Genomic DNA, 16,934 nt, shown 5'->3' on the forward strand with positions numbered 1-16,934 from the left:
TAGGTAGTTTAAATATTATGATAAATGCGACATTATTTAAACATCATTAATCCTTCTTATCTTTATAAGCATTGATCGTATTATAAATAATACTTCTTGCTTCTTTAGCTTCTGGTATAGGCTCTAATGGAAACACATGATTTTGATTTATATACTCATGATATGCCACGTTATTATTAAATGCTTGTAACTTGTCATTAAACAATTGAATATCCGGTAATAAAATTTCTCTAGAACCTACGAATAATGTAATTGGTGGTAAATCTTGCAAGTCTCCATAAGTTGGTGATAATAGATGATGTTTTTTATCAGTATGTCCACTCCATAATTCACCGACAAATTTTAATGATTCAACTGTTAACATTGGATCACTTTCTTGAAGGAATTCAGTAATATTTTCATTATCCATATTAATATCAATCCATGGAGAAATTAAAAAGACATGAAGCGGTTGTTTAATCTCTTGTTCTTTCAATAACTGAACTAAACCTGTCGCTAATCCACCACCAGCAGAATCACCAATTATCACTATGTCATCGTAGGTTTCAATCATTCTACGATACAAATCAATAATAAGTTCATAAGACCTTAAAAACATTTCATTTGGAGCTTTAGGATATATTGGCAACTCAACAGTAGCATCTACTTTCGTCACTAATTCTTCTAAAAAATAATGATGAAAAATAGACGGTTGATGAATATATGCAGCACCATGTAGGTATAATATACCAATATTTGATTTTGCTTTCACATTATAATTAATTACTTTCATTTCATCAATAAAATAATCATCCATTTCAGTCTTTGGCTTATACATTTTAGGAAGTTGATATTCTTCCTTATTAACTTTATACAACGCATTAACAAAATCACATTTAGAATCATAATCGTCATAACTAGGACGTTGCGTTTTTGAAGCAATAATCCATTCAGCAATTTGACTTCTCATACTTCTTTTAGAAAGTTTCTTGATTACAACTTGGCTAAGTGCTAAAGTACCTCCGACAGTAGCTACACCTTTAAATAATGTTTTCATATCTATCTACCCCATATTTCTTAATACAAATATATTCCCGTTTTTTGGTAGAAGTACACATAAGAAATTACATTTTGTTATTCATCATTTCTATAAATCAACTGTATTACACCTGAATGAAATGTTCTAGTATTGATGAGTTTTAGTTCTTGTCTATCTTCAATATCTATAAATAGCGGTTTTCCTTTTCCGAGAACGATGGGATGTACTGATAATCTAAATTCATCAACTAAGCCGTAATTTACAAATGATGTAATTAAGCTTGATCCACCGTACAACCAAATATCTTTTCCAGGTACTCTTTTTATTTCATTTACCCTTGTAACAATATCATCTCTAATAATATTTACATGATAATCATCAAAATTTAACTTTTTGGAAAAGACATATTTTTCTTTAGAATGTACCTTACTCCACATCGCTTTATCATCTTCAGAATCCGATAAACTTGGTTGAAAATCTCCCCACATTTCATAACTTTTTCTACCATAGAAAATAGTATCTATTTGATCTAGAAAATCATCGAAATTCATTTCAGGATCCATAATACACCAATCAATTTCACCATTTTCACCTTCTATAAATCCATCAAGCGTAACAGCTAAATCTAGAATAATTTTCCTACTATTGTCTTTTTCTATCATAGTCTAACCTCCCAAATGGTCTTTCTCTCATCATACAGGATAAAATAAAACCTTCATATATATCCAATTATATGAAGATTTTTATGTTTATTTATTTGTCGTTTCTTCTTTAAATATTTTGATTTTCAATCCTATTTCATCTCTAACTCGTTGGAATTCAGACCATTCTTTTCCTGCTGGATCGTCAAAACCCCAATGTTCTTTTTGTACATGTGCTGGAATTGTTGTGCAGTTTTGATCTGCATGACTGCATAAAGTCACAACTAAATCAGCTTGGTTAAATATATTTGTATGAATTAAATCAGAAGTTTGGTCAGTAATATCAATGTTAACTTCTTTCATTGCATCTATTGCTTTTGGATTTACGCCATGTGTTTCTATACCAGCTGAATATACATTCCATTCGTCACCTAGTAATTGCTTACCCCATCCTTCAGCAATTTGACTTCTACATGAATTACCTGTGCATATAAAGTAAATTATTTTTTTATTCAAATATAAATGCCTATTTTTCTTTAAAATATTATCAACGTTATATATAAGCCTAATAATGTAATAAATAGTACTGGGATTGTAATGATTATACCTGTTTTAAAATATTTTCCCCATGGTATTTTTACGCCTTTTTGAGAAAGTACGTGTAACCATAGCAAAGTAGCTAATGAACCTATAGGTGTTATTTTAGGTCCTAAATCTGAACCTATAACATTAACATATATCATGCCTTCTTTTAATGTCCCAATTACATTTGATTGATCTATTGCTAATGCATCAATTAGAACGGTGGGCATGTTATTCATAATAGACGATAGAAATGCTGCGATAAATCCCATTCCCATAATACTTGCAAACAGGCCATGTTGAGAAATTGATGTAAGGATATCTCCTAGGATTGTTGTAATACCTGCGTTTTAAGTCCAAACACTACGAGGTACATTCCTATTGAGAATATTACAATATTCCATGGCGCACCTTTAATTACTGCTTTTGTATTTACAGCTTTTGATTTTCGTGCAAGTAATATAAATATTATTGCAATTATACCAGCAATAATCGATACAGGTATATGAACAAATTCGCTAATTAAATATCCTATTAATAATATCGCTAACACTACCCAAGAAATATAAAAGAGTCTTTCATCTTTAATTGCAGTTCTAGGATTTTTAATATGACTTGCATCAAAAGTTCTTGGAATTGATGATTTGAACAACAACCATAATACAAGAATACTTGCAACTAAAGAAAATATGTTAGGAATAATCATACGCGTGAAGTATTCTACAAAGCCAATATTAAAATAATCGGCTGAAACGATATTAACTAAATTACTTACGATTAATGGTAGTGAAGTCGTATCTGCTATAAATCCACTCGCAATGATAAACGGGAATATAATCTTTTTATTAAACTCTAAATTACGGACCATCGCTAATACAATCGGTGTTAATATAAGTGCAGCCCCATCGTTAGCGAAAAATGCTGCAACAACAGAACCTAATAACATAATATATATAAACATTTTCAATCCATTACCATTAGATGCTTTTACCATATGTATAGCTGACCATTCAAAGAAGCCAATTTCATCTAGAATAAGAGAAATTAGAATAACTGCCACAAATGTTAATGTTGCATTCCATACAATGCCGGTCACTTCTATTACATCAGAAAAACTAACCACTCCCGTTATAATGGAGATGATAGCTCCTATTAGTGCTGTTATACCGATATCCAAACCTTTAGGTTGCCATATAACAAATATTAGAGTTATTACAAAAATCAATATCGCTAATATAGTCATGCTTTGCACACTCCTGGCTCCATAGAGTTACAAATACAAGATTCACTATTGTGATAAATAGCTTTGAAGTTGATTGTTTAATTCATTAAATAATTCTGTATTTAAGCGATACATTCTTTTATTACCTTCTTTTCTAGTAAAGATCAAATTACTGTTAACAAGAGACTTCATATGATGGCTTAAAGTTGGTTAAGAAAACTGAAAATGTTCTAATAAATCACAAGCACAAAGTTCACCACATGATAGTAAATCTATAATTTCTAAACGATTTGAGTCAGATATTGTCTTTAATAATGTTGATAGTGCTTTATAATCCATAAACTCTCCCCATTCCTCTTAATAGATTAGCATCTATATAGATTTTAGATTAAAATCAAGTCAAAACGCACGAAGACTTCAGAGATATCGGGCGATTCAGCTCATATCCAATAAAAAAATGAGGCTGGGACAAATTAATTGTCTCAGCCTCAACTTAATATTAAATATTATTTTCTTTCGATTTCAACCATTTTGAAAGCTTCAAATATGTCGCCTTCTTTAATATCGTTGAATTTCTCAATTGTGATACCACATTCGTATCCTGTTGCTACTTCTTTAGCGTCATCTTTGAAACGTTTTAATGTATCTAATTCACCTTCAAAGATAACGATACCGTCACGTATTATACGGACACTTGAATCTCTCGTAATTTTACCTTCAGTTACGTAACTACCTGCAATTGTACCTACTTTAGATACTTTGAAAGTTTGACGCACTTCTGCTTGTCCAATTACTTGTTCTTCATATTCAGGATCTAATAATCCTTTCATTGCTGATTCAATTTCTTCGATTACTTTATAAATAATACGGTGTAATCTCATATCTACGTTTTCTTCTTCAGCGGCACGTTTTGCACCTGCATCAGGTCTTACGTTAAATCCAATTATTATACCGTTTGATGCTGCTGCAAGTGTAACGTCTGATGCATTGATAGCACCAACTGCTGTATGAATTATACGTACGTTAACACCTTCTACATCAATTTTCATTAATGATGCTGCTAAAGCTTCTACTGAACCTTGTACATCACCTTTAATAATAATATTTAAGTCTTTCATTTCACCTTGTTTCATTTGTTCAAACAAGTTATCTAAAGAAACACTCTTACTATCTTGACGTTGTTTTAGAATATTTTCTTGTTGACGTCTTTCACCGATTTGACGAGCTTCTTTTTCGTTTTTAAATACTACAAAACGATCTCCAGCTTGAGGTACATCATGTAAACCAGTAATTTCAACAGGCGTAGATGGGCCAGCTGTTTTAATACGTTTACCTAAATCACTTACCATAGCACGTACACGACCATATGTGTTACCTACTACTAATGAATCTCCAACTTCTAAAGTACCATTTTGTACTAATAGAGACGCTGCAGGTCCACGTGATTTATCTAACTCTGCTTCAATAACTGTACCAACTGCTGCACGGTCAGTTTTGGCTTTTAATTCTTCGACTTCAGAAACAAGTCCGATCATTTCTAGTAAATCGTCGATTCCATCACCTTGAATTGCAGATAGTTGAACAAAGATTGTATCGCCACCCCAATCTTCAGGGTATAAACCATACTCTCCTAATTCTTGCATAACACGATCAGGATTTGCTGTTGGTTTGTCAACTTTGTTTACAGCTACAATAATAGGTACTTCAGCAGCTTTTGCATGGTTAATCGCTTCAATTGTTTGAGGCATAACACCATCATCAGCAGCTACTACAAGTACTGTAATATCAGTTACTTGAGCTCCACGTGCTCTCATTGTTGTAAATGCAGCATGTCCTGGAGTATCTAAGAAAGTAATTTTTTTGTTATTATTTTCTATTTGATAAGCACCAATATGTTGAGTAATACCGCCAGCTTCTCCAGCTGTTACACGAGTATGACGAATTGAGTCTAATAGCGTTGTTTTACCGTGGTCAACGTGTCCCATGATTGTAACAACTGCTGGTCTTTCAATTAAACTTTCATCATTTTCGTCTTCAGTTTCAAAGTAATTTTCTAAGTCAGTTTCATCAACATGAATTTCTAACTCTGCTTCGATTTCATAATCAGCACAGATCAAATCAACTGTTTCAGTATCTAAACCTTGGTTAATATTAGCTACTACACCAAGTAAGAATAATTTTTTAATAATTTCAGAAGCATCTTTATTAATTTTATCAGCTAATTCACCAACAGTGATGCCTTCTTCATAAGTAATTAAAGATGGTGATTCTTGAACTACTTCTTTAGGTTGTTGTTGTTGCTGTTGTTGATTATTTTGCTTTTTGTTATTTTGCTTCTTATTTTTATTATTCTTTTGTTGATTATTATTTGGTTTGTTGTTGTTTGGTTTGTTATTTGTTTTGCTAGTATTTGCGTGAGTAGTTGGTTGTTCTTTTTTAGCTGTTTCTTGCTTTTTGAATGCTTTATCTAAAATTTTAATGTCGTTCTCCTCTAATGCTTGCATGTGATTTGATACTTCTATATTATTTTTCTTTAACTCATCAATTATATCTTTACTCTTTAAATTGATTTCTTTTGCATACTCATATATTCTTTTTTTACTCATATACTCACTCCTCATGAAAATCATGAATCATCGTTTTTAGCTTTTTGCTAAATCCAATGTCAGTTATGCCCAACACCACTCTGCTTTCTTTTCCAATTGCGTAGCCTAATTCAAAGCGTGTAGCAAAAGTTAAAAGTGTTACATGATAAGTTGCACATTTATTTTTTATTGTTTTTGTAACATTTGCTGCAGCATCTTCTGATAGTATGACAAGTTTTACGTTGCCTCTTCTCATTTCACTTATAACAATTTCTTCCCCTGTTTTAATCTTTCTAGCTCTTGTTGCTAGACCGAGAAGGTTCAAAATTTGGTCTTTCTTATCTATACTCATTTAGGTATACGCTCACGATATATTAAACGAATAATTTCTTTATATACAGGTTCGAGTGTTTCTTTATCGCTGCCGAAATATCGTTCTAATTTACCTTGTTGCTGTGCAGTTTCAACAACGTCTAGATCTTTAGAAACATATGCGCCACGTCCTGGTGCTTTACCAGTTGCGTCAGCTTTAATTTCGTCAGCTTTATTTTTAACTACTCGAATCATATCATTTTTTGGTTTCATTTCATTTGAAAGTATACATTTACGCATTGGTATCTTTTTCTGTTTCATGATAAAAGCACCTACCTTATGATTCTTCAGTTGAAATAATGCCTGCTTCTTTTGCATCAGTTTCTGATTTGATGTCAATCTTCCAACCAGTTAATTTTGCTGCAAGACGAGCATTTTGACCACGTTTACCAATCGCTAATGACAATTGATAATCTGGTACAACTACAGTAGTTGATTGATTAGCTTCATCAACAATAACTTCTACAACTTGAGAAGGGCTCAATGCATTTCTTACAAATACTTTTGGATCTTCATCCCATTCGACAATATCGATTTTTTCTCCGCCTAGTTCATTAACTACAGCTTCAACACGAACACCTTTAGCACCAACACAAGCACCAACTGCATCGATATCTCCGTTTTCAGAAGTAACACTTATTTTAGAACGGTCACCCGCTTCACGTGCTACTGATTTAACAATAACTGTACCATCATAAATTTCAGGTACTTCTTGCTCAAACAAACGTTTTAATAAGCCAGGATGTGTACGTGAAACAAAGATTTGAGGTCCTTTAGTAGTTTGCTCAACTTTATTTACATAAACTTTAATACGTTCATTTGGTAAGTATTGTTCATTTGGACTTCTTTCAGCTTCTGAAAGAACTGCTTCAGTACGACCTAAATTAACATATACATAACGATGATCGACTCTATCAATAACACCTGTTACGATATCATCTTCTTTATCAATAAATTCATCATAAAGAATGCCTCGTTCTGCGTCTCTTAAACGTTGCATTACTGCTTGTTTAGCAGCTTGTGCACCAACACGGCCAAAATCTTTAGGTGTAACATCTTCTTCAAAGACATCACCAATTTCGTATGCTGGGTTCGTTAAAAGAGCTGTATCTAAAGCTACTTGGTCTCTATAATCTTCAACATCTTCGACAACGTCTTTTCTAGAAATAACTCTATAAGTTCCTTCGTCAAGATTTAATTCTATTCTAACATTTTTAGCACTGTCATAATTTTTTTTATAAGCAGTAATCAATGCTGCTTCAATTGCATCTATTAATACCTCACGTGGTATTCTTTTTTCCTTCTCAAGGTATTCAATTGCAAGTAATAATTCATTACCTTTCACAATGTATCCTCCTTTATATTATAAAATTACTGATCGACGTGCTTTTGCTATTTTTTTGCGAGGCAACGTGACATTTTTAGTTCTTGTTTTTATTTTCACTTCAAGCAAAATCGATTCTTCAGTAACTTCTTTTAAAACACCTAACCATTCTTTATCCCCTTCAATAGGTTCATATAATGAAATAAATACAGGTTGATCAATTGCATTCAGATAGTCTTTTTCTTTTTTTAATGGACGTTCCGCTCCTGGAGATGATACATCCATGAAATACGGTTCTTTAATTGGATCTTCTTTGTCCATAACTTCACTAATCTTTTCAGAGGCAATTGTGCAGTCGTTTAAATCAACGCCACCGTCTTTATCAATTGCAATACGTAGATAATAGTCTGGTCCTTCTTTAACATATTCGACATCTACAAGTTCATAATTTAATTCTTCAAGTATTGGTTGAATGATTTCCTCAACGTTTGCTGCAACTTTACTCATAATGACCTCCCTCTTAATACAAACAGAAAAGAGCGGGAAATGTCCCACTCTTTCAACGTCAGAGTATTATTTTAAGCAATAATAGTATATCACATAATGGCGCTATGCTCAAGGATATACGTTACAAATCAAAAATAGAAAGCTGAGCTTTATCTGGCATATTTGGAAGTGAACCAAGTTCATCCAAATAATCTATGATTTTTTGCGAAACTCCAGCCTTTTTATTAAGATCTTCTTTAGCTAAAAATGGCCCTTCTTGTCTCGTTTCAACGATACGTTTAGCTACATTCTCACCCAGTCCTGGAACTGCGATAAATGGAGGGATTAAAGTGTCACCTTCAATTTTGAATTCAAATGCATCACTTTTTTCTAAACTTACCGGTAATAATTTAAATCCACGATGAGCCATTTCATTCGCAATTTCTAATACTGTTAATACATCTTTTTCTTTTTTAGCTAATTCATGGAATCTACTGTAATACTCTTTAATTGCAGATTTAATAGATTCTTTATCTTTAGTCATGACTTTTAAATCAAAGTCTGTTGCACGTACTGTAAAGTAACTTGCGTAATAATACAATGGATAGTGAACTTTGAAGTAAGCAATTCTTAATGCCATTAATACGTATGCTGCAGCATGTGCTTTAGGGAACATGTATTTAATTTTCTTACATGAATCTAAATACCAATCCGGCACTTCATTTTCTTTCATTGCTTCTTCAAATTCATCAGTTAAACCTTTACCTTTACGTACCGCTTCCATGATTTTAAAGGCAAGTGAAGGTTCTAAACCGTTATACATTAAATAAACCATAATATCATCACGACAACCAATAACACTTGATAAGTCACACGTACCAGTTTTGATTAATTCTTGCGCGTTTCCTAACCATACGTCCGTACCATGTGATAATCCTGATATTTGAACGAGTTCTGAAAACGTCGTTGGTTTAGTATCTTCAAGCATTTGTCTTACGAAACCAGTACCAAATTCTGGTACACCGAATGTTCCAGTCTTACATAAAATATCTTCTTCTGTAACACCTAATGATTCTGGTGTACTAAATATTTTCATAGTTTCTTTATCATCTACTGGAATAGTCTTTGGATCAATTCCTGATAAATCTTGAAGCATTCTGATCATAGTAGGATCATCATGTCCTAAAATATCAAGCTTCAGAATATTATCGTGAATTGAATGGAAATCAAAGTGAGTCGTTTTCCATGCAGATTTCTGATCATCTGCTGGAAATTGTATCGGTGTAAAGTCGTATATATCCATGTAATCAGGTACAACAATAATACCACCTGGATGTTGTCCGGTTGTTCGTTTAACACCGGTACAGCCTTTCACCAATCTATCAACTTCAGCTGCACGCTTATGAATACCTTGATCATTCAAATATCCTTTCACATAACCGAATGCTGTTTTTTCAGCTACAGTACCAATTGTTCCTGCTCTAAATACTTTATCTTCACCGAAAAGTTCTTTCGTATAATTATGTGCAATAGGTTGATACTCACCACTAAAGTTCAAGTCAATATCTGGTACTTTATCACCTTTAAAGCCTAAGAATGTTTCGAAAGGAATATCTTGTCCTTCTTTTATCATATCTACATGACATTTTTCACATTGTTTATCAGGCAAGTCAAATCCAGAACCGACAGAACCATCATTAAAGAAGTGACTTTCTTTACAAGATGGACAGATGTAGTGAGGTGGCAATGGATTAACCTCTGTAATTTCGGTCATTGTAGCAACAAAACTAGAACCGACAGAACCACGTGATCCTACTAAATATCCATCATTAAGAGATTTCTTAACCAATCTTTGTGAAATTAAATAAATAACTGCAAATCCATTACCAATAATACTTTCAAGTTCTTTTTCTAGTCTATCAATAACAATTTGAGGCAGTTCTTCACCGTATAAATTTTTAGCATTAACATAACTCATTTCACGAATTTCTTCGTTTGCACCTTCCATGTTAGGCGTATATAATTCATCCCTAATTGGAACGACTGTTTCTAGTCGGTCAGCAAGTTCGTTTGTATTTTTTACTACGATTTCATATGCTTTTTCTTCACCTAAAAAGTGGAATTCATCTAACATTTCATCTGTCGTTCTAAAGTGTGCTTTTGGTAACGTTTGTCTATTAAGTGGATTACCAGGTTGAGCTGCAATCAGTATTTTTCTAGCTACAGCATCATGCTCATTTAAATAATGTGCATTTCCTGTTGCGATAACTGGGATATCCAGTTTTTCACCAACGCTCAATATACGAGAATAAATTTCTTCCATTGTTTCATTGTCTTTAATAAGTTCTCTATCAATTAAATCTTGATATAAACTCTTAGGTTGAACTTCTATATAATCATAATATTTGGCAACTTTTTCAACTTCATCTTGGTCTTTCTGCATGACAGTTGTAAATACTTCACCTTCATCACATGCGCTTCCAACTAGAATACCTTCACGGTGCTTATTTAACAATGAACGTGGTATACGCGGCGTACGATAGTAGTAATCAACTAATGATGCACTTACAATTTTAAATAGATTTTTTAATCCTACTTGATTTTGAACAATCAATGTAACATGAGACGGTCTTGCTCGTTTATAAGCTTCATCGTTAGATAAATGTTCATTAATTTGATTGTGATTATGTACACCTAATTCTTCTAATTGTTTCAGCATTTTAATGAATATATGAGCTGTAGTTTCAGCATCATATATCGCTCTATGGTGTTGAGTAAGTTCTACTCCATATTTTTTCGCTAAGAAATTCAAGCCATGCTTACCATATTCAGTATTAACTGTACGAGATAATTCTAATGTATCGATTACAGCATTTGTAGTAGCACCAATACCTATTCTTTCAAAGCCCGTGTCTATAAAGCCCATATCGAATGAAGCGTTATGTGCAATATATATTGCATCTCCAACCCACTCATGAAATTCACTTAATACTGTTTTAATATCCGGCTGTCCTTGTAACATTTCATCCGTGATACCTGTTAAGTTTTTAATTATTTCTGATAAACGTACACCCGGATCAGAAAAGCGTTCGAAAGTATCAATGACTTCTCCATTCCTTACTTTTACAGCTGCTAATTCTATGATTTGGTCATATTGACTTGATAGTCCTGTTGTCTCCACGTCAAATACGATATATGTAGCTGTTTTAAGAGGTATATCCTGTGGTTTATATGCAATTGGAACACCATCATCCACTAACATACCTTCCATTCCATAAATCATTTTAATATCATTTTTCATAGCAGCAGCATGAGCATCAGGATACCCTTGTACACCGTTATGATCAGTTATCGCAATAGCTTTATGTCCCCACTTTGCAGCTTGTTCAACATACTTTCCAATATGACTAATACCATCCATTTGACTCATTGATGTATGCAGATGAAATTCTACCCTTTTATCTGGGGCTTTATCTAGTTTCGGTGATTTCTTAATTTCGTGAATATCAGTCATCATCATTACTAAATCACGAATAAATTGGTCTTGTTCAATTCTTCCTTGTGCTCTAACCCAAGTCCCAACTTTTAAAGCTTTAAAATGTTCTAAATCATCTTTACCTTTTCTAGTGAACATTTTAAGAATCAGTGAATCCGTATAGTCAGTAATTTTAAGTGTAACAATATGTCTACCACTTTTTAATTCTTTCATTTCAATATCAAAAATAACACCTTCTAGTGCTACTTTGTATTCTTCTTCTATAATTTCTTCAATTTTACGGATTGAATCAACTGGAATATCTTTACCAATTTGACAACGTGACACTGCATTTTCATTATCACCAGATTCAGCTTTTTCTTTTTTCATTTTTTCCATTTTCTCAGATGCAATTCGAGCTGCTTCTTCATCTTCTTGTTGTATATGAGCTTCGAATGACTCTAGCTCTCTCTTCATTTGTTCTTCATTATCCATTGTTTCAAAAATGACACGATTTATTTGAAAACCACATTTTTGCAATGCTTTAACTAATGAACCGTTAACCCTTTTATCAAAATAGTCGCGCTCAATATCATTATTAACTTGAACTTTCACTACTTCTTCAGCAAAAATAATTGGTTTTTGTTTTAATTGATGTTTAACTTTATCACTTAAATCCGTACCATCGATACAATGTGGCATATATTTTAGAATATGCTCATCTAATTGTTCTTTATTAGCCACTTCAATTGTCCAATCAACTTCTGCAATACTTTGAAATGCAGATTTTAGTTGATTCGTAAAAACAAGATACATTTCGCTTGATAAGTATTGCGGTAATTTGATGTAGAAATGCCACAATCTTTTAGCTTGAGATACATCAATTCTTGTTAATTCACCTTGTTCAACAATACTATTATCAAGTTCATCTGTAATGTTCATCTGTGTGAGAAGCGTTTGGAATTTCTCTTTCCCTGTCATTGACACTTATACGACCACCTTCATCAAAATGAAAAAGAGGCTAATCTAAAAATAGCCTCTTTAAATATCTTATATTATATCAGAATTAATTGTTTTTATCAGTCTATTTCACTGCATTGTAAAATGATGATAATACATCATTTAATTCATCAATATGCACTTCTTGACTTTCTGAATTATCGCGACATTTTACCTCAACGATTCCTTCAGCTGCTTTTTTACCGACCATAACACGTACTGGCAAGCCAATTAAATCTGCATCGTTAAATTTAACCCCAGCACTTTCTTTACGATCATCATATAACACGTCATATTGATTTTTCAATTGACTATAAAGTTGTTCTGCAAGTTCTTTTTGATCATCTTTTTTAGGATTAATTGCAATTAAATGCACTTCATAAGGCGAGATTGCTTTTGGCCAAATAATCCCTTTATCATCATGATGTTGCTCTATAACAGCTGCTAATGTTCTTGAAATACCAACACCATAGCAACCCATAATTAAAGGTTTCGCTTTTCCTTGTTCATCTAAGAATGTAGCATTCATACTTTCAGAATATTTCGTTCCAAGTTTAAATACTTGTCCAACTTCAATACCTTCAGCAAATTTAGCTTTTCCTAAATTGTCAGGTAATGCTTCACCTTCTAAAATAAATCTAAAATCGCCATATGCTTCAATTTTAAAATCTCTGTCCACATTAGCATTTAAATAATGGAAGCCATTATCATTTGCTCCAACTGCTAAATTATTGATATCTTGAACAAAATTATCAGCATATATCTTAATTTGATCTACATTTACAGGTCCTAAACTACCAGGCTTTGCATTTAAAATATTTTCAATCTCATTATCATTAGCCATCTCGATATTTTCAGTTTTGAAATAAGATTTTAATTTAACATCATTTACTTCATGATGTCCTCTAATAAGTATCATGACATATTCATCTTCAACTTTTATGATCATAGATTTAATAATTTTATCAACTGTTACATTTAAGAAATCAGCTAAAGCTTGAGCTGTTGTAACATTTGGCGTTTCAATCTTTTCTAAATCTTTCAAAGAAGTATGTTCATGATTTGGAGTATAAGCCACTTCTGCTTTTTCTATATTTGCAGCAAAATCACTCGTTTCACTATAAACTATTGTATCTTCACCAATTTCTGCTAGCGCCATAAATTCATGTGTATGGTCTCCACCAATAGCACCTGAGTCTGCTAATACAGGTCTAAAGTTCAAACCAACTCTTGTGAAAATTTTATGATAAGCGTTATACATATCATGATAAGTCTCATCTAAAGAAGATTCATCAGCATGGAAAGAATACGCATCTTTCATAATAAATTCACGGCCACGTAATAGTCCGAATCTTGGACGCTGCTCATCTCTAAATTTAGTTTGTATTTGGAATAATGTTATTGGTAATCGTTTGTATGATTTTAATTCATCTCGTACAAGTGAAGTCACAACTTCTTCATGAGTAGGACCAAGACTAAAATCACGTTTGTTACGATCTTGTAGTCTCATTAGTTCAGGACCATAAGCATCCCATCTACCTGATTCTTTCCATAATTCTGCTTGTTGTAATACAGGCATTAATACTTCAACACCATCAATGACTTCCATTTCTTCACGAACGATTTGTTCAATTTTATTAAGTACACGCTTAGCTGTTGGTAAATAACTATAAATACCACGAGCATTTTGTTTAATCATACCTGACTTTAATAAAAGTTTATGACTAATAGATTCCGCTTCTGCAGGAACTTCTCTTAATGTTGGTATAAATATTTTAGACTGTTTCATAAGTTTCCTCCTATAAATTACATGAAGTAACGTTGAATATCATTCCATGTAACCATAATCATTACAAATATTAAAAATACAGCACCAATTGAAAGCATAACCATTTCTGCTTTCTTATTAATTGGTCTTCTAAATATCATTTCATAAATTACAAATAATAGTCTACCACCATCTAAAGCTGGAATTGGTAATAAATTCATAATACCTAAATTCACACTTAACAATGCAGTGAAGCCCATTAATGTTTCAAAACCTTGTTTCACCACTGTATCAACATTACTATATATACCAACTGGACCATTTAACATATCAAACGAGAAACCACCCGTAAAGATACTGCCAATTAAACTTAGTACAGCTTGGAAGATTACTTGACCAGCTACGATAGTCTTTTCAATTCCAGCTAATAATGGTCCAAATACTGTATGTTCTGTCGGTTGTGCTACACCAATAATGTATCTTGTTTCATATTTACCTTTACTTACTTCTTGTGTATCTTTCTTAGCCGCAACTTTGAAAGTCTTTTCTTTTCCATCTCGATCCACTTTTATTTCGACGGGTTCTGTTTTCTTCTCTTTAAAAATAGGCTGTATATCAGTGAATTCATTTATTTTTTTACCATCAACTGATTTAATTTCATCGCCTTTTTTAATACCTGCTGTTTGTGCTGGAGCACCATCTTGTAAATCTCCAAATACTGGATCATTTGTTGGTACGCCATTCCAATAAGCTAGTCCTACGAATATTACAAGTGCAAGAATAAAGTTAAACAGTGGCCCTGCAAATAAAGTAAGAAATCTTTGATAAGGCTTTTTAGACATTAATTGTCTATCCTTTGGTGCGATTTGAATTAAGTCTCCACCTTGAACAAAATAAGCCTCTCTCGCTAATTTGAAATGGTGTCTTTCATCATCACTGGCAGTAATGCCTTCGATGTAGATTTCATCTTCAAAATCACTATCTTTAATTTCTAAATGCTCAATTTGTTGAAATTTATGTTGATCATCCATAATTACATGTGTTATTTCATTATGGTCATTCAATTTAATTGCAATATGCATACCAGGTGTTAAAGGATTTTGTTCTAAACCATCGCCTGCCATTCTGACATATCCACCAACTGGCAGTAATCTAATTGTATAAAGTGTTTCATTTTTCTTATATGAGTAAATTTTCGGCCCCATACCTATAGCAAATTCCGGACACATAATACCAGCTCTTTTTGCAAAAAACATGTGTCCATACTCATGTACAGTAACTAAAAGACCAAAGACAAAGATAAATGCTAAAATTGTATAAATCACGCTTACACCCCGTAATCCTTAGATTTATAAGCTGCATCAATTTCTAGAATTGTTTCTAAATCTGGATGCTCTATAACTTCATGTTCTTTCATTGCTTCCTCAATCATATCTTCAATTTTTAAAAATGATATTTCATTATTCAAAAATTTGTGAACCGCCACTTCATTTACAGCATTTAATACAACAGGCATCGTGCCCCCAATTTTAATAGCTTCATAAGCAAAGTGTATACATTTAAATCGATTAAAATCCATTTCCTTAAAGTTCAATTGTCCTATTTGAGCTAAATTGAGTCTTTCAGCATCTCTAAATGCTCGTTTTGGGTATGTAAATGCATACTGTATTGGTGTTCTCATATCTGGAGTACCTAACTGTGCAATTACACTTGTGTCGTTAAATTCAACCATAGAATGAATAATACTCTCTTTATGTAAAACTGTTTCAATTTGATCAATATTCAAATCAAATAACCATTTAGCTTCAATCACTTCTAATCCTTTATTCATCATAGTTGCAGAATCAATCGTAATTTTTTGACCCATTGACCAATTAGGATGATTTAAAGCATCTTCAAGTGTTACATTTTTCAAATCTGCTCGTTTTAAGTCTCTAAATGAACCTCCACTAGCAGTGATAATTAACTTGTTTATATCTTTTTGGTGTTCACCATTTAAACATTGAAAAATTGCTGAGTGCTCAGAATCTACGGGCAATATCTTTACATTTTTTTCTTTAGCTTTTTCCATTACAAGCTCACCAGCGACTACTAATGTTTCTTTATTAGCTAAAGCAATATCTTTACCTGCATCAATTGCAGCCATAGTAGGTCGTAATCCAATACTTCCTAATATAGAATTCAATAGCAAATCAGCGTTAGAATATGTCGCAACAGCTAATAATCCCTCTTCGCCATGTACGAGATCTACATCTAGATGTTTAAGTTTATCCATGTCTTCTTCATGTTGTACAGATACGAGCTCTGGATGAAATTCTTCTATTATATTTTGAGCATATGCAATATTTTTCCCTACTGATAATGCCACTAAATTAAACTGTGAGTTGTGTTCTCTTATAACATCTAATGCTTGTTGTCCCACTGACCCACTTGCTCCTAAAATAGCAATATTCTTCATAGAT

Annotated in this window: 12 protein-coding genes and 2 pseudogenes; all 14 read right to left on the bottom strand. The window is 32.6% G+C overall.

Annotated elements, in window-relative coordinates; translation table 11 throughout:
- Positions 1-46 precede the first annotated feature (46 nt).
- Entirely contained in the window at positions 47-1,036 is a 990-nt protein-coding gene (locus tag LQ668_RS02315; RefSeq protein ID WP_239775885.1) for an alpha/beta hydrolase fold domain-containing protein, read from the bottom strand.
- Between the two features lie 77 nt (positions 1,037-1,113).
- Complete coding sequence (locus LQ668_RS02320; RefSeq protein WP_239775886.1) at positions 1,114-1,680, bottom strand: dihydrofolate reductase family protein; 567 nt, start codon at positions 1,678-1,680, stop codon at positions 1,114-1,116.
- 87 nt (positions 1,681-1,767) lie between these two features.
- Positions 1,768-2,175, bottom strand: a complete 408-nt coding sequence (arsC, locus tag LQ668_RS02325) for an arsenate reductase (thioredoxin) (protein ID WP_115337527.1) — start codon at positions 2,173-2,175, stop codon at positions 1,768-1,770.
- A gap of 20 nt (positions 2,176-2,195) precedes the next feature.
- Positions 2,196-3,484, bottom strand: a pseudogene (arsB, locus tag LQ668_RS02330) (arsenite efflux transporter membrane subunit ArsB).
- Positions 3,481-3,802 (bottom strand): annotated as a pseudogene (locus LQ668_RS02335) (ArsR/SmtB family transcription factor). Before LQ668_RS02335 ends, arsB begins: the two co-directional pseudogenes overlap by 4 nt.
- 167 nt (positions 3,803-3,969) lie before the next feature.
- Positions 3,970-6,069 (bottom strand): translation initiation factor IF-2, encoded by a 2,100-nt coding sequence (infB, locus tag LQ668_RS02340; RefSeq protein ID WP_239775887.1) that lies wholly within the window; start codon positions 6,067-6,069, stop codon positions 3,970-3,972.
- A 4-nt stretch (positions 6,070-6,073) separates the two neighbouring features.
- A complete protein-coding gene (locus LQ668_RS02345) occupies positions 6,074-6,400 on the bottom strand; it encodes a ribosomal L7Ae/L30e/S12e/Gadd45 family protein (RefSeq protein ID WP_078356157.1) in 327 nt (108 codons plus the stop codon).
- The gene (rnpM, locus tag LQ668_RS02350) at positions 6,397-6,681 is read right to left on the bottom strand and encodes an RNase P modulator RnpM (protein WP_078356156.1); all 285 of its coding nucleotides are present in this window, start codon (positions 6,679-6,681) and stop codon (positions 6,397-6,399) included. The genes LQ668_RS02345 and rnpM overlap by 4 nt, the downstream gene beginning before the upstream one ends.
- 16 nt (positions 6,682-6,697) lie before the next feature.
- Entirely contained in the window at positions 6,698-7,765 is a 1,068-nt protein-coding gene (gene nusA / locus LQ668_RS02355) for a transcription termination factor NusA (RefSeq protein WP_078356155.1), read from the bottom strand.
- An 18-nt stretch (positions 7,766-7,783) separates the two neighbouring features.
- On the bottom strand, positions 7,784-8,251 hold the full coding sequence (rimP, locus tag LQ668_RS02360) for a ribosome maturation factor RimP (protein WP_078356154.1): 468 nt from the start codon (positions 8,249-8,251) through the stop codon (positions 7,784-7,786).
- A gap of 121 nt (positions 8,252-8,372) precedes the next feature.
- Positions 8,373-12,692 carry a PolC-type DNA polymerase III gene (locus LQ668_RS02365; RefSeq protein WP_411818291.1) on the bottom strand — a complete coding sequence of 1,440 codons (4,320 nt, stop codon included), beginning with the start codon at positions 12,690-12,692 and terminating at the stop codon, positions 8,373-8,375.
- A gap of 97 nt (positions 12,693-12,789) precedes the next feature.
- Positions 12,790-14,493 (bottom strand): proline--tRNA ligase, encoded by a 1,704-nt coding sequence (locus tag LQ668_RS02370; RefSeq protein ID WP_115337530.1) that lies wholly within the window; start codon positions 14,491-14,493, stop codon positions 12,790-12,792.
- Positions 14,494-14,510: 17 nt separating this feature from the next.
- A complete protein-coding gene (rseP, locus tag LQ668_RS02375; RefSeq protein ID WP_078356151.1) occupies positions 14,511-15,797 on the bottom strand; it encodes an RIP metalloprotease RseP in 1,287 nt (428 codons plus the stop codon).
- Positions 15,798-15,799: 2 nt separating this feature from the next.
- Positions 15,800-16,930 carry a 1-deoxy-D-xylulose-5-phosphate reductoisomerase gene (gene dxr, locus LQ668_RS02380; RefSeq protein ID WP_239772690.1) on the bottom strand — a complete coding sequence of 377 codons (1,131 nt, stop codon included), beginning with the start codon at positions 16,928-16,930 and terminating at the stop codon, positions 15,800-15,802.
- Positions 16,931-16,934: the final 4 nt, after the last annotated feature.

This window comes from Mammaliicoccus sp. K-M42, from assembly GCF_022386375.1.
Classification (GTDB): domain Bacteria; phylum Bacillota; class Bacilli; order Staphylococcales; family Staphylococcaceae; genus Mammaliicoccus; species Mammaliicoccus fleurettii.

What these genes read in the sequence shown, in the direction of transcription:
- LQ668_RS02315 (WP_239775885.1), bottom strand. Translation starts at nt 1,036, where the DNA reads ATGAAAACATTATTTAAAGGTGTAGCTACTGTCGGAGGTACTTTAGCA.
- LQ668_RS02320 (WP_239775886.1), bottom strand. Translation starts at nt 1,680, where the DNA reads ATGATAGAAAAAGACAATAGTAGGAAAATTATTCTAGATTTAGCTGTT.
- infB (WP_239775887.1), bottom strand. Translation starts at nt 6,069, where the DNA reads ATGAGTAAAAAAAGAATATATGAGTATGCAAAAGAAATCAATTTAAAG.
- LQ668_RS02345 (WP_078356157.1), bottom strand. Translation starts at nt 6,400, where the DNA reads ATGAGTATAGATAAGAAAGACCAAATTTTGAACCTTCTCGGTCTAGCA.
- rnpM (WP_078356156.1), bottom strand. Translation starts at nt 6,681, where the DNA reads ATGAAACAGAAAAAGATACCAATGCGTAAATGTATACTTTCAAATGAA.
- rimP (WP_078356154.1), bottom strand. Translation starts at nt 8,251, where the DNA reads ATGAGTAAAGTTGCAGCAAACGTTGAGGAAATCATTCAACCAATACTT.
- LQ668_RS02370 (WP_115337530.1), bottom strand. Translation starts at nt 14,493, where the DNA reads ATGAAACAGTCTAAAATATTTATACCAACATTAAGAGAAGTTCCTGCA.
- dxr (WP_239772690.1), bottom strand. Translation starts at nt 16,930, where the DNA reads ATGAAGAATATTGCTATTTTAGGAGCAAGTGGGTCAGTGGGACAACAA.